The sequence below is a fragment of the Rathayibacter sp. VKM Ac-2762 genome, from assembly GCF_009866585.1.
GTDB lineage: Bacteria > Actinomycetota > Actinomycetes > Actinomycetales > Microbacteriaceae > Rathayibacter.
Genome location: NZ_CP047419.1, coordinates 1,700,259 through 1,714,755, shown reverse-complemented (window position 1 = coordinate 1,714,755; position 14,497 = coordinate 1,700,259). Strand labels below are relative to the sequence as shown.

Below are 14,497 nucleotides of genomic sequence, written 5' to 3'. Positions count from 1 at the left end.
TCGCGCCGATCGGTTCATCACCACCCCTGGACCCGCCCCCGCAATTGTCCGACGTTTGCCCCTCGGCGGCTCCGCGGCTACCGTGGTCGGCGGTCCTCACGGGCCCCGATGAACCGGTCCGCGCTCGCACGGCGTCCCCCAGGACGCGCCGCGATCGTACGGTCAACGGGAGTGGAGGCGGCCCCGAGGCCGCCTCGGACGCTCTCGCCTCCACCCCCTGCCGCGCTGAGCGGCGGGACGCACGCGGAGGCTCGACGCACGGCTGTCCCACGCTCCCGACCCGGCACCACGAGATGAGCGCAGGGCGTCGTCCCTGCGCGCCGACGGAGTGTACGTGCACCAGAACCAGCAGACCATCAGCGAGCCCCGGAGCGAGGCGGGCGCCGATCCCGCGACCCCCGCTCTCGAGGCCCGCCACCTCTTCAAGGTGTTCGGCCGGAAGCCCGACGAGGTCGTCCGCCGACTGGGCGAGGGCACCGACCGCGGCGAGCTCGCCGGACTCGGCACGGCCGCGGTGATCGACGCGTCCTTCACCGTGCGCCGCGGCGAGATCTTCGTCGTGATGGGCCTCTCCGGCTCCGGGAAGTCCACCCTCATCCGCATGCTGAACGGGCTCCAGGAGCCCTCCGCGGGCGAGGTCCTGATCGAGGGCTCCACCATCACCGGCGTCTCCGAGGCGGAGCTGCGCCGCGTGCGCCGCTCGTCGGTGTCGATGGTGTTCCAGCACTTCGCGCTCCTCCCGCACCGCACCGTGCTCGACAACGTCGCGTACCCGCTCGAGATCCAGGGCGTCCCCGCGGCCGAGCGCCGCGAGCGGGCCCTGCTCGCGGTCGAGCGCGCCGGTCTCGCCGGCTGGCACGAGAAGATGCCCGACGAGCTCTCCGGCGGCATGCGCCAGCGCGTCGGCCTCGCCCGGGCGCTCGCCGCCGACACCGACATCGTGCTGATGGACGAGGCGTTCTCGGCACTCGACCCGCTGATCCGCCGCGAGATGCAGGAGCAGCTGATCGAGCTGCAGCACGAGCTCGGCAAGACCATCGTCTTCATCACGCACGACCTCAACGAGGCCATGTTCCTCGGCGACCGCATCGCGGTGATGCGCGACGGCCGCATCGTCCAGATCGGCACCCCGGAGGAGATCCTCACCGACCCGGCGAACGACTACGTCGCCCAGTTCGTGCAGGACGTCGACCGCGCCCGCGTGCTCACCGCCTCCGCCGTGATGGAGCCCGCCCGCTCCGTGGTCACCCTGGCGGCCGGTCCCCGCGCCGCGCTCCGGAGCATGCGCGACCTGCAGACCTCGGCCGCGTTCGTGGTCGGCGGCGGACGCCGCCTGCTGGGCACGGTCCGCGACCGCGACGTGATCGAGCAGGTGCGCCGGAGCACCGGCGACCTCTCGGCGGTCCTCACCTCCGACGTCGTCACCGTCGGTCCGGACACCGCCCTCAGCGAGGTCATCGAGCCCGCCGTCGAGTCGGCGCTGCCGGTCGCCGTGGTCGACGCCGACGGGCGTCTGCTCGGAGCGATCCCGCGGGTGACCCTGCTCGCGGCGCTCGGCAACGTGCCCGCCCGCACCGGCGAGCACCCGGTGATCGAGCCGCCCGCCACCGTCTCGACCGAGGTCGTCACCGCGACCCTGCACGCGACCGGAGGCCCCGTCGAGGACGCCGTCCTCGCGGCGGACGGAGGTGCATGATGACCGATCTCGGCTTCCGCCTCCCGCTCGGCGCCCTCGCCGAGGGTGCCGTCGACGTCCTCACGCAGACCTTCCAGCCGGTCTTCGACCTGCTGCGCACCGTCTTCGGCGCCCTCTACTCCGGCGTCGACCTCGTCCTCGCGACACCGCCCTTCTGGGTGATCATCGCCTTCCTCGCCGTACTGGCCTACGCCGTCCGCGGCTGGGTCTTCGCGGCCGGCACCGCCGTGGGGCTCCTGCTGATCGTGGGGGTCGACCAGTGGGAGAACGCGATCGACTCCCTCGCGCTGGTGCTCGTCGCCTCCGTGATCGCCATCGCGCTGAGCGTGCCGCTGGGCGTGCTCGCCGCGCGCAACCGCACGGCCTCCGCGGTCATCCGGCCCGTGCTCGACCTGATGCAGACGATGCCGGCCTTCGTCTACCTGATCCCCGCGCTGATCCTGTTCCGGGTCGGAGTGGTGCCGGGCATCGTCGCGACCATCGTGTTCGCCATGGCGCCGGGCGTCCGGCTCACCGAGCTGGGCATCCGCGGCGTCGACCCGGAGCTCGTCGAGGCGGGGGAGTCGTTCGGCTCCTCGAAGTGGCGGATCCTCCGCCAGATCCAGCTGCCGCTCGCGCTGCCCTCGATCCTGGCGGGCCTCAACCAGGTCATCATGCTCTCGCTCTCGATGGTCGTCATCGCGGGCATGGTCGGCGCCGGAGGGTTGGGCGGCGACGTCGTCGCGAGCCTCAACCGGATCGATGTCGCGCTCGGCTTCGAGGCGGGCATCTCCGTCGTGATGCTCGCGGTCGTCCTCGACCGGATGACCGGCGCGCTGGGCTCGCCCTCGCCGGCGAGGGTCGCCCGGGCGAAGAACCGCCGCGCCGTCGTGGCGACCCGCTCGGCCGTCGGCGTCGTCTCGATCGGCCTGGTCGCGTCCCTCGGGGCCGCGACCCTCGCCGCTCCCGCCACCGCCGCCTCCGTCGACAACGGCGACCGCACCGACGTGACCGTCGCCGTGTTCCAGGGCTGGGACGAGGGGATCGCCGTCTCCGCTCTGTGGGAGGCGGTGCTCGAGGAGCAGGGCTACGACGTGACCCTGCAGAACGCCGACGTCGCCCCCGGCTTCCAGGGCCTCTCGACCGGCGACTACGACCTCGCCCTCGACACCTGGCTGCCGCTCACCCACGCCCGGTACGTCGAGCAGTACGGCGACTCGATCGTCGACCTGGGCGCGTGGAACGATGAGGCGAAGCTGGCCATCGCGGTCAACGAGGACGCCCCGATCGACTCCCTCGAGGAGCTCGCCGCCGATCCGGGCGTCGTCGGGAACCGCCTGATCGGCATCGAGCCCGGCTCCGGTCTCAACAAGACGACGACCGAGGACGTCATCCCCGGCTACGGCCTGGAGGGAATGGACTACCTCACCTCGTCGACGCCGGCCATGCTCCAGGAGCTCTCGAGCGCGACCGCCGCGGGCGAGAACATCGCCGTCACGCTCTGGCGCCCGCACTGGGCCTACGACGCCTTCCCGGTCAAGGACCTCGAGGACCCGAAGGGCCTGCTCGGGCAGGCGGAGGGGATCCACTCCTTCGGCTCGGCCGCGTTCGACGCGGACTACCCGACGATGAGCCGCTGGATCCGCGACTTCCGGATGGACTCCAAGACGCTCTACTCGCTCGAGAACGCGCTGTTCAACGACGGAGCCGACGACCGCTCCGCCGCCCTCGCCGCGTGGATGGACGAGAACCGGGAGTACGTCGACACGCTGATCACCTGATCCGCCGCCACGACGAAGGCCGAGAGGCCGGGCGGCCCCGGACCAGGGCTGTCCCGGCCTCTCGGCCTTCGTCGCGCAGGGGTCAGGCGGCGCTGACCCGGCGTCCCGCGGTGGCGCGGACGAGGAGGGTGACCACCAGCACCACGGCGGCGGCGACCAGCGCGGCGATCCCGGCGGGGACCGAGACGAGCTCGCCGGCGAAGCGGCCGACGGCGACCCAGGAGAGTCCCCAGACGAGCGAGAGCATCGGGGCGATGCGGCCGCGGCCGGTGACCGCGATCAGGAGTCCGACGAGCGCGGCGACGGCGAGGACGACGACCGCCCAGACCGCGGCGCCCGGACCGTCCGCGCTGCCGACTCCCGCGCCGACGAGCCCGGCGGTGACGTTCGCGGCCGTGGCCACGCACACCCAGCCGAGGTAGAGCCCGAAGGTGCCGTCCGTCACGATCGCGTCGACCACTCCGGCCGACCGTGTGGTCCGCAGGATCACGAAGATGCGCGCGAGCACGGCGAGCAGCAGGGCGATCACGACGACGCTGAGCGTCAGGAAGCCGGCCTGGACGACCAGGATCCACGCGGCGTTCAGGAGGAGGCTGGCGGCGGCCCAGTAGCCCAGCCGGCGGTGGCGGGTGCGGGCGGTCTGCGAGGGCAGGAACTGCCAGATCGCGTAGGCGATGAGGCCGGTGTAGATGACGCTCCAGATCGCGAAGGCGGGGCCGTCGGGAGCGATGGGGGTCGAGGACGCGGTCAGGGCGCCGCCGGCCGCGTTCTGGATCTGGGTGCCGCCCGCGGCGCCTGAGCCGATGAAGGAGCTGATCAGGGCGAGCACCGCGCTCACGGCGACGACGACCTGGCGGATCCGGTCGGCGCGGTCGGGGGTTCGTGTGGCGGTCATGTCGCTCCTCCATTAGTCAGCTGGCTGAGTAATGAGAGTAGCGCGATTCCGCTCCCCGTCCACTGGGGCTTGCGGAGCGGCCCCGGCCCGGGATGAGGGCCGAGGCCGGATTCTCAGGCGCGGGCGGCCGCGTACTGCTCGCGGATGACGGGGCGGTGGTCCGGCGCGGGCTCGGCCACCGAGGTGACGGTCCACGTCGGACGCGATCCTGTCAGCGCCCAGGCGGCCTGCACGGCGGCACCGTCGGCCACGTACTCGCCGGGCGTCGGCACCTGCACGGGCACGTCGAACACCTGCGATGCAGCGAGCTGCACGGCGCGGTTCTGCGCGGCTCCGCCGATGAGGAGGATGCGCCGCGCCTCCACTCCCTGCGCGCGAACGGCGTCGAGCCCGTCGGCCAGTCCGCAGAGCATGCCCTCGATCGCCGCGCGGGCGAGGTTCGGTCGCGTGGTCGAGGCGATGGTCATCCCGTGCAGGCTCGCGGTCGCGTCCGGCAGGTTCGGCGTGCGCTCGCCCTCGAAGTAGGGGACCAGCACGAGGCCGTCGGCACCCGGCTCCGCCTCGAGCGCCAGTGCGGCGAACTCGTCGAAGTCGCTGCCGAGCAGGGTCGCGGTCGAGGCCAGCACGCGCGCGGCGTTGAGCGTCGCGACCAGAGGCAGGAAGCGCCCGCTCGCATCGGCGAAGCCGGCGACGGTCCCGGAGGCGTCGCGCACCGGGTCGTCCGTGACGGCGAAGACGGTGCCGCTCGTGCCGATGCTGACGACCACGTCGCCGGGGCCGGCGCCGAGGCCGAGCGCGGCGCCCGCGTTGTCGCCCGCGCCGGGGCCGACGACGAGTCCGCTCTCGGTGCGGCCCGCCTCCTCCGAGGGGCCGAGCACGCGGGGGAGCAGCGGGCGGTGGCCGAGGGCGCGCTCGAGCAGGTCGAGGTCGTAGCCGTCCGCTCCCCAGTACGAGGTGCCGGACGCGTCGGACCGGTCGGTCGTGAGCGCGTCGAGCTGCGGACCACGGGCGGAGTCGGGGCCGTAGCCGAGCAGGCGCCAGGTCAGCCAGTCGTGGGGGAGCGCGACGGCGGCGACACGGGCGGCGTTCTCGGGCTCGGCGTCGCGCAGCCAGCGGAGCTTGGTGGCGGTGAAGGAGGCGACCGGCACCGATCCGGTCCGCTCCGCCCAGGCCCCGGCTCCGAGCTCCTCGATGAGCGCAGCGGCGGCGGGCGCGCTGCGGGTGTCGTTCCAGAGCAGAGCGGGGCGGATGACGGCGCCGCTCTCGTCGAGGACGACCATGCCGTGCTGCTGGCCGCCGACCGAGATCGCGGCGACGTCGTCGAGCCCGCCGGCGTCGGCGAGGGCGAGCTGCAGCGCCTCCCACCAGGCGGCCGGATCGACCTCGGTGCCGTCCGGGTGGCTCGCCCGGCCGGTGCGCACCACGGCGCCGGTGTCGAGGTCGCGGACGACCACCTTGCAGCTCTGGGTCGACGAGTCGATCCCTGCGACGAGCGTCATCGCTGTCCTCTTTCGTTGGGGGTACGGGTTCGGGCGTCCGGTGCGGAACCGGGCCGGATGCAGGAGAACGGACGAGATCCCGTGCGGTGCAGGGGATCTCGTCCGTCTCAGGTCGTCCCGCGGCGGACCGCGGGCTCAGGGGGTGCGGGTCAGCCGCGGGCGCCGAGCAGGTGCTCGGTCGCCAGCTGCTGCAGGCGCACGAAGCCGAAGCCCTTGCCGCCGAGGTAGGCGCCGGCGTCGAACGACTCGTACGAGGCGGTGTCCGCGAGCAGGTCGTCGTACGACTCGCCCTCGTTCAGCGTCGGGGTGGAGAGCTCGGCGACCTTCGCGGCGGCCAGCGCCTCCTGCACCTCGGGGTCGGCGCGGAAGGCCGCGGCGCGCTCCTTGAGCAGCAGGTAGGTGCGCATGTTCGCGGCGGCCGAGTCCCAGACTCCGGTCTCGTCCTCGGTGCGCGAGGGCTTGTAGTCGAAGTGGCGCGGGCCGTCGTAGGCCGGGACGCCGCCGGGGCCGCCGTTCTCGAGGAGGTCGACGAGCGAGAACGCGTTGTGCAGGTCGCCGTGGCCGAAGACCAGGTCCTGGTCGTACTTGATGCCGCGCTGGCCGTTGAGGTCGATGTGGAAGAGCTTGCCGTGGTACAGCGCCTGGGCGATGCCGGCGGTGAAGTTCAGGCCCGCCATCTGCTCGTGGCCGACCTCGGGGTTCACGCCGACGAGCTCGGGGCGCTCGAGGGAGTCGATGAACGCGATCGCGTGGCCGAGCGTCGGCAGCAGGATGTCGCCGCGGGGCTCGTTCGGCTTGGGCTCGATGGCGAAGCGGATGTCGTAGCCCTTGTCGGTGACGTAGTCGCCGAGCAGGTTGACGGCCTCGCGGTAGCGCTCGAGCGCCGCGCGGATGTCCTTGGCGGAGTCGTACTCGGCGCCTTCGCGGCCGCCCCACATGACGAAGGTCTTCGCGCCCAGCTCGGCGGCGAGGTCGATGTTGCGGAGGACCTTGCGCAGCGCGAAGCGGCGGACGTCGCGGTCGTTCGAGGTGAAGCCGCCGTCCTTGAAGACCGGGGCGCTGAAGAGGTTGGTGGTGACCATCGGCACGATGAGGCCGGTGGACTCCAGCGCGCCCTTGAGGCGGTCGATCTGGGTCTGGCGCTCGGCGTCGGTGGAGCCGAAGGCGAACAGGTCGTCGTCGTGGAAGGTGAGGCCGTAGGCGCCGAGCTCGTCGAGCTTCTCGACCGCGTGGACGACGTCGAGCGGCTCGCGGGTCGGGCCGCCGAACGGGTCCGTCCCGTTGTAGCCGATGGTCCAGAGGCCGAACGAGAACTTGTCGGCGCGGGTGGGGGTCAGGGACATGGGATCCGAATCCTTTCCGGCGACGTCGCCGAATTGTTGTTGAGCCCAACATATCCCCTGAGGGTCGGGAGGCGCAACGAGCGGAAGGCCCGGCGCGTCGCCCTCCGGCCGATCGCGGGTGCCGCCCGTTCGTGCCGCGGAACCGCTCGCGGAGCGGGCCGGCGCCCGGGGAGGTCGTCGCGAGGATCGCTTGCGCAAGCGCTTCGACTGTGCGTACAGTCGCTCCAGCACGACCGGTCGAAGCGCTTCGAAGCTCGACCGCGACCGACGACGACGTCCGGCAGGAGGAGCCATGGCGACCATCCACGACGTGGCCCGCGCTGCCGGAGTCTCGATCAGCACCGTCTCCTACGCCCTCTCCGGCAAGCGCTCGATCGCCGCCTCCACCCGGCAGCGCGTCGACGACGCGGTGCGCCAGCTCGGCTACCGGCCCCACGCGGGAGCCCGGATGCTCGCCGGGGCGCGGACCCACATCCTCGCCCTCTCCGCCCCGATGCGCGGCGAGCTGCACCTGCCGACCCACATGCGCTTCGTCACCGAGGTGCTCGAGCGCGCCCGGGAGTCGGACTACGACGTCCTGCTGCTCGTCACCGACGAGGCCTCCAGCGGCATCGGGCGCGTCTCCTCCTCCTCGCTCGTCGACGGCATCGTCCTGATGGGCGTCGACGACGACGACGACCGCGCCGAGCTGATCCGCGCGGCGGGGGTCCCCGCCACCTTCATCGGCGTGCCCGCCGACTCCCACGATCTCGCCTGCGTCGACCTCGACTTCGCCGAGGCCGCCCGCCAGAGCGTCCGCCGGCTCGCCGAGCTGGGCCACCGCTCGCTCGGCCTGCTCGAGCACCCGCAGTCCTACACCGACCGCAACGCCGGCTTCGTCCGCCGCTTCGACGAGGCGTTCCGCGCCGAGGCTGCGGCGCTCGGAGTCGAGATCGCGGTCGAGCGCCCGCACATCGGCCGCCCGAGCGCACAGGCCGCGATCGACGCGATCCTCGCCGCACCCGTCCCGCCCACCGCGCTCGTGCTGCACTGCAACGAGCCCGTGGCGGAGGCGGCGATCGAGCGCGTCCTCGAGCGCGGCCTCTCCGTCCCCGACGACCTGTCGATCCTGGCGGCCTGCGCCAGCTATGACGGCGGCGCCCTCCCGGTCCCCACCAGCAGTCTTCCCCTCCCGTTCGACGCGATGTGCCGAGCGGCCGTCGCGCGGACCCTCCAGCAGATCGACTCCGGCCGCACCGTCGGCGTCGAGCTGCTCCCGCCCTCCTACGTCGACCGCGGATCCCTCGCGGTCGCTCCGACCGGCGCTCCGGTGCCGGCGGTCCCGTCCGGCACTCCCGCGCCGGCCTCCCTCTAGTCCTCCACCCTCTTCCCGCCCGCTCCGGCTCTGCGCACTGTCGAAACGCTTCGACACCACGCCCCCGCGAGAGAGCGCTCCCTGCACCACCTCCGCAGCACCACCGCACCGTTCGAAGGAGAACCACCGCAATGTCGCTCCGATCCCGCTCCGCCTTCCACCGCCCGACCGCCGGTCTCAGCCGGCGCAACCTCCTCGCCGGCGGAGTCGGCCTCAGCGCGATGTTCGCGCTGGCCGCCTGCTCCGGTGGCGGCTCCGACGCCGGCTCCGACGCGCTCTCGACCACGGTCGACGGCGCCGGCCGCACCCTCACGCTCTGGGACTTCGAGACGCCCGACAGCGACCGCGGCATCGCCTGGCTCGCCGCCCGCGACATCTTCACCCAGGAGACGGGGGCCGAGATCGCGTACGAGTTCAAGGCCTTCGAGCAGCTGCGCACCGGCGCCAGCCAGATCTTCAACTCCAACTCGGCGCCCGACGTCGTCGAGTACAACAAGGGCAACGCGACCAGCGGACTCCTCTCGAGCCAGGGCCTGCTCACCAACCTCGACGAGGCGGTCGAGTTCTACGGCTGGGACTCGCTGATCCCCGGCGCGCTGCAGACCACCGCGAAGTACGACGAGAACGGGATCATGGGCTCCGGCTCCTGGTACGGCATCCCCAACTACGGCGAGTTCACCTTCGTCTACTACAACAAGGACGCCTTCGCCGCGAACGGCCTCGAGGTCCCCACCACCTACGAGGAGTTCACGGCCGTCCTCGACGCCTTCGTGGCCAAGGGGATCACCCCGCTGGCCGAGGCCGGCGCCGAGTACCCGCTGCAGCAGCTCTTCTACCAGCTCGCGCTGCTGAAGGCCGACCGCTCCTGGATCACCGACTACCAGACCTACACGGGCGAGGTCGACTTCGAGGACGCGGCCTGGAGCTACGCGGCCGACCAGCTGAAGACCTACGTCGACAAGGGCTACTTCTCGGCCGACGCCTCCGGGCTGAAGGCGGAGGACGCGGGCACGGCGTTCATCTCGGGCGAGTACCCGATCTTCTTCTCGGGCTCCTGGTGGTTCGGCCGCTTCAAGACCGAGATCACCGGATTCGAGTGGGACACGTTCCTCTTCCCGGGCGCCGAGTTCACGATGGGCTCCGCCGGCAACCACTGGGTGATCCCGGAGACGGCGAAGAACAAGGACCTCGCCTACAAGTGGATCGACATCACGATGCGACCCGAGATCCAGAACCTCATCGGCAACAACGGAGGCATCCCGCTGGTCGTCGACGAGAGCGCCATCACCGACGAGAAGAGCAAGGCGCTGCTCTCGCAGTGGAAGACGGTCGTCGACGGCGACCAGCTCTCCTTCTACCCCGACTGGCCCACCGCGACCTTCTACGACGACCTGGTCGCCGCCACGCAGGAGCTCATCAACGGCTCCTCCGACGAGTCCGCCATGCTCTCCGACCTCCAGGCCAAGTACGACGACGGAGTCGCCGACATCAAGTGACTCGGAAGCGTCACGTGATGTCGGCCGAGGCGGCCGACCCCGCGCCTGCAGGCGCGGAACGGCAGCGGAAGACCTGAGGACGTGACGGCGACCCCTCGAGGGGGTCGCACGAACACCGCCGAGCCTCCACCCCACCGCGGTATGCCGCTCCGGTCCGCGACACGCCGTCGCCTCCGTACCGGAGCGGCATCCCGCGGCAGCACCCAACTACCCCGTCCGACCTAGGAGTACCCATGACGACGACAGCACCTCGTCGCGCGGAGAGCGCGCCGCCTCCCACGACGCCGCCCCGCGAGAAGCGCTCCGGCGGCTACTGGCTCTACCTGATCCCCGGGTTCGTGCTCTTCACGTTCATCGTGCTGATCCCGCTGATCTGGAACGTCTACATCAGCTTCACGTCCTGGCGCGGCATCAAGCCGCCGATCTTCATCGGCCTCGACAACTGGATCGAGCTGATGGGCGACGACCAGTTCTGGACCTCGTTCCTCAACTCGGTCTACATGATCATCGCGATGGTAATCGTCCCCACGATCCTCGGGCTCCTGCTCGCGGCGATCCTCTTCGATCTCGTCGGCAAGAAGTTCGGCGGGCGCCTGGCGAGCTTCCTCCGCGCCACCTACTACCTCCCGCAGATCCTGCCGACCGTCATCGCCGCGATCGTCATCGGCTGGATCCTCCGCCCCGACAACGGCGCGCTGAACTCGATCCTCGAGGCCGTCGGGCTCGGCTCCCTCTCGCACGACTGGCTCGGCAAGCCGGACACCGCGATGCTCTCGATCATGGTCGTGATGATCTGGGTGCAGCTGGGCTACCCGGTCGTCATCTTCATGGCGGCGCTGCAGCGCGTGGACCCCGAGCTCTACGAGGCGGCGGAGCTCGACGGGGCGAACTGGTTCCAGCGCTTCCGCTGGATCACGGTCTCGATCATCCGGCCCGAGATCTTCGTGGTCACCCTCACCTGCACCATCGCCGCGCTGAAGGTCTTCGGCCCGATCTACGCCCTGACCCGCGGCGGCCCCGGCGACTCCACGATCGTCCCCTCCTACTACTCGTACACCGAGTTCTTCCAGAAGCAGCAGGTGGGCTACGGCGCCACCATCGCGACCGCGCTCACGATCGTCATCGTGATCCTCGCCGTGCTGTTCATCCGCGCCCAGGAGCGCGTCGAGCGCAGCGAAGGAGCCCGCTGATGTCGGCCATCGAGACCCTGCCCCTCACCCAGGCCGGCACGGAGGACGCGGACCTCTCGTCCTCCCGTCCCGCCAAGCCCGCGAAGGGCACGACGAAGCGCACCCTCGGCGACTGGGTGATCCTCGCCGTCGCCGTGGTGATCGGGCTCGTGATCATCAGCCCGGTGCTGCTGATCCTGCTCAACTCCTTCAAGACCCCCGCGGAGTACTCGGCGAACGGCCCGCTCGCCTTCCCGACCGGCCTCTCCTTCGACGGCCTCTCGACCTTCTGGAGCCGCGTCGACTTCCCCGAGAAGCTCGGCAACTCGATCCTCATCTCGGGGTCGGTCGCGATCCTCGCCGTCGCCCTCTCGGTGCTGAACGCCTACGCGATCGGCATCGGCCGGGTCCGCGGCCGGAGCTGGATCATCGTCCTGTTCCTGCTGGCGAACATGCTCCCGCAGGAGGCCCTGCTCTACCCGCTGTACTACATGTTCAAAGCGGTCGGGATCTACGACACCCAGCTGTCGGTCATCGTCATCTTCACCGTCATCCAGTCGGCGTTCGGCACCTATCTGCTCTCGAGCGTCTACGGCACCTTCCCGAAGGAGATCCTCGAGGCCGCGGCTCTCGACGGCGCCTCGAAGTGGCAGGTCCTCACCCGGGTGATCGTCCCGATCTCGCGGCCCACCCTCTCGGTGCTGATGATCTTCTTCTTCATCTGGACCTGGAACGAGTTCCTCATCCCGCTGGTCTTCCTGGTGAGCGACGCGACGCAGACCGTCCCGATCGCGATCTCGAGCCTCCAGGGCGACAAGATCATGGACGTCACCACGACCAGCGCGAGCGCCCTCCTGGGCCTTCTCCCGACGCTGATCTTCTTCCTGATCTTCCAGCGCACCCTCACCCGCGGCATCACCGCCGGCGCGGTCAAGTAGCCCTCTCTCCCTCCGTCGGCGCCTCCCTCGCGGGATCCGCCGGCGCGCCATCGAAAGGCACCCCATGAAGTTCACCGACGGGTTCTGGCAGACGCGGGCCGGATTCACGCCCCTGTTCGCGCAGGAGGCGTACGACATCCGCACCGACGGCACCTCGCTCGAGGTGATCGCCCCGACCCGGGTCATCCAGGGCCGCGGCGACGTCCTCAACCGGCCGGCGCTCACGGTCACGGTGTCCTCGCCGGCCGAGGGGGTCGCGCGGGTGCGGATCGAGCACTGGCGCGGGACGGCGGTGCGGCCCGGCTTCGAGCTGGCCGGGGGCGACGTCGGAGCGGCGGAGGTGACGGAGTCCGGCGGCGTGCTGCGCACCGGCGACCTCGAGGTCCGGATCAGGCAGGGCGCTCCGTGGTCGCTGGAGTTCTGGGACACCTCGACCGGCACGCGCCTCACCGGCTCCGGGCACAAGGCGCAGGGCTACCTGACCGGACCGGACGGAGCCGCCTACCTGCACGAGCAGCTCGACCTCGGCGTCGGAGAGCTGGTCTACGGGCTCGGCGAGCGCTTCGGCCCCTTCGTGAAGAACGGCCAGACGGTGGACGTGTGGAACGCCGACGGCGGCACCTCCTCCGAGCAGGCCTACAAGAACGTCCCGTTCTACCTCTCCAGCCGCGGCTACGGCGTGCTCGTGAACGATCCCGGCCTCGTCTCGTTCGAGATCGGCTCCGAGGCGGTCGAGCGCGTGCAGTTCTCGGTCGGCGGCGAGGCGCTGGAGTACCTGGTGATCCAGGGCCCGACGAAGAAGGACGTGCTGCGGCGCTACACCGGCCTCGCGGGCCGCCCCTCCGTCGTGCCCGCCTGGAGCTACGGGCTCTGGCTGACGACCAGCTTCACCACGAGCTACGACGAGGAGACGGTGAACTCCTTCATCGACGGCTTCGCGGAGCGGGAGCTGCCGCTGTCGGCGTTCCACTTCGACTGCTTCTGGATGCGCGAGTTCCAGTGGACCGACCTCGAGTGGGACCCGCGCACCTTCCCGGACCCGGAGGGGATCCTCGCCCGCCTGCACGAGCGCGGGCTGCACACCTGCGTCTGGATCAATCCGTACATCGCGCAGGCGTCGCCGCTGTTCGCCGAGGGGCGCGAGAAGGGGTACCTGCTCAGAACGGCGTCCGGCGACGTCTGGCAGTGGGACATGTGGGTCGCCGGCATGGCGCTGATCGACTTCACGAATCCGGAGGCGACCTCCTGGTTCCAGGAGAAGCTCCGCGTCCTCGTGCGCCAGGGCGTCGACTCCTTCAAGACCGATTTCGGCGAGCGGATCCCGTCGGAGGGCGTCGTCTGGGCCGACGGGACCGACCCCGAGGCCATGCACAACTGGTACACCCAGCTCTACAACCGCGCGGTGCACGAGGTGCTCGAGCAGGAGCTCGGCGAGGGCCGCGCGGTCCTCTTCGCCCGCAGCGCCACGGTCGGCGGGCAGTCGCTGCCGGTGCACTGGGGCGGGGACAACACCTCCTCCTACGTGTCGATGGCCGAGACCCTGCGCGGAGGCCTCTCGCTCGCCCTGGGCGGGTTCGGCTTCTGGGCGCACGACATCGGCGGGTTCGAGGGCACGCCCGATCCCGGAGTGTTCAAGCGCTGGCTCGCGTTCGGCCTGCTCTCCTCGCACTCGCGGCTGCACGGATCCTCCTCGGTGCGCGTGCCGTGGGCGTTCGACGAGGAGGCCGTGGAGGTCACCCGGCTCTTCACCCGGCTGAAGCTCTCGCTGATGCCCTACCTCTTCGCGGCGGGGGCGGAGGCGGCGAGCACCGGCGTCCCGATCATGCGCCCGATGGCGCTCGAGTTCGAGGACGACCGCAGCGCCGCCCACCTCGACACGCAGTACCTGCTCGGGCACGACCTGCTCGTCGCTCCGGTGTTCACCGAGGACGGCACGGTCGAGTTCTACCTCCCGCGCGGGACGTGGACGAGCTGGTGGACGGGCGAGCGGATCGTCTCGACGGGGGAGTGGTGCCGTGAGGTCCACGGCTTCGACTCGCTGCCGCTGTACGTGCGCGAGGGGGCGGTGATCCCGGTGGGGGCCCGCCAGGACTCGGCCGAGTACGACTACCTCGACGGGCTCGAGCTGAGGGTGTTCCCGGGGCCGGACGGAGCGACGCCGGTCCGGGTCGTCGCGCACGACACGGGGGAGGAGACGGTCTTCACCGTGACGCGCTCCGGCGGCGACGTCTCGGTCGACGGCCCGGCCGGCACCTGGACCTGGGTCGAGGCCTGAGCGGCGCCCTCCTGCTGATCGAGCAGCGGGCGCAGCCCTCCCCTCGAGACCCCGGCCCCGCCCCCGGCTAGG

Annotated in this window: 10 protein-coding genes; 7 read left to right on the top strand and 3 right to left on the bottom strand. The window is 71.2% G+C overall.

The window, feature by feature from the left end; all coding sequences use genetic code 11:
• Positions 1-334 precede the first annotated feature (334 nt).
• Both GTU71_RS08050 and GTU71_RS16585 read left to right on the top strand, forming a co-directional pair.
• Positions 335-1,696: a glycine betaine/L-proline ABC transporter ATP-binding protein gene (locus GTU71_RS08050; RefSeq protein ID WP_244230669.1), complete on the top strand. Its 1,362-nt coding sequence runs from the start codon at positions 335-337 to the stop codon at positions 1,694-1,696.
• Positions 1,693-3,456 (top strand): ABC transporter permease/substrate binding protein, encoded by a 1,764-nt coding sequence (locus tag GTU71_RS16585; protein ID WP_347877628.1) that lies wholly within the window; start codon positions 1,693-1,695, stop codon positions 3,454-3,456. Before GTU71_RS08050 ends, GTU71_RS16585 begins: the two co-directional genes overlap by 4 nt.
• 82 nt (positions 3,457-3,538) lie before the next feature.
• Here GTU71_RS16585 and GTU71_RS08040 read toward each other — a convergent pair whose 3' ends face one another.
• The 3 genes from GTU71_RS08040 to xylA all read right to left on the bottom strand — a co-directional run bounded on the left by GTU71_RS08040 (position 3,539) and on the right by xylA (position 7,193).
• Positions 3,539-4,351 (bottom strand): tryptophan-rich sensory protein, encoded by an 813-nt coding sequence (locus tag GTU71_RS08040; protein ID WP_159939625.1) that lies wholly within the window; start codon positions 4,349-4,351, stop codon positions 3,539-3,541.
• A gap of 113 nt (positions 4,352-4,464) precedes the next feature.
• Positions 4,465-5,850 (bottom strand): xylulokinase, encoded by a 1,386-nt coding sequence (gene xylB, locus GTU71_RS08035; protein ID WP_104227358.1) that lies wholly within the window; start codon positions 5,848-5,850, stop codon positions 4,465-4,467.
• A 149-nt stretch (positions 5,851-5,999) separates the two neighbouring features.
• Complete coding sequence (gene xylA / locus GTU71_RS08030; RefSeq protein ID WP_159939624.1) at positions 6,000-7,193, bottom strand: xylose isomerase; 1,194 nt, start codon at positions 7,191-7,193, stop codon at positions 6,000-6,002.
• A gap of 292 nt (positions 7,194-7,485) precedes the next feature.
• Between xylA and GTU71_RS08025 the strand changes: the two genes are divergently transcribed.
• The 5 genes from GTU71_RS08025 (at position 7,486) to yicI (ending at position 14,425) form a co-directional block, all read left to right on the top strand.
• Positions 7,486-8,547, top strand: coding sequence for a LacI family DNA-binding transcriptional regulator (locus tag GTU71_RS08025; RefSeq protein ID WP_159939623.1), 1,062 nt, complete (start codon positions 7,486-7,488; stop codon positions 8,545-8,547).
• Positions 8,548-8,678: 131 nt separating this feature from the next.
• On the top strand, positions 8,679-10,043 hold the full coding sequence (locus tag GTU71_RS08020) for an extracellular solute-binding protein (protein ID WP_244229596.1): 1,365 nt from the start codon (positions 8,679-8,681) through the stop codon (positions 10,041-10,043).
• A 233-nt stretch (positions 10,044-10,276) separates the two neighbouring features.
• Positions 10,277-11,233 (top strand): sugar ABC transporter permease, encoded by a 957-nt coding sequence (locus GTU71_RS08015; RefSeq protein ID WP_104224874.1) that lies wholly within the window; start codon positions 10,277-10,279, stop codon positions 11,231-11,233.
• Positions 11,233-12,150, top strand: coding sequence for a carbohydrate ABC transporter permease (locus GTU71_RS08010; protein WP_104227354.1), 918 nt, complete (start codon positions 11,233-11,235; stop codon positions 12,148-12,150). The genes GTU71_RS08015 and GTU71_RS08010 overlap by 1 nt, the downstream gene beginning before the upstream one ends.
• A gap of 64 nt (positions 12,151-12,214) precedes the next feature.
• A complete protein-coding gene (gene yicI, locus GTU71_RS08005) occupies positions 12,215-14,425 on the top strand; it encodes an alpha-xylosidase (protein WP_159939622.1) in 2,211 nt (736 codons plus the stop codon).
• Positions 14,426-14,497 lie beyond the last annotated feature (72 nt).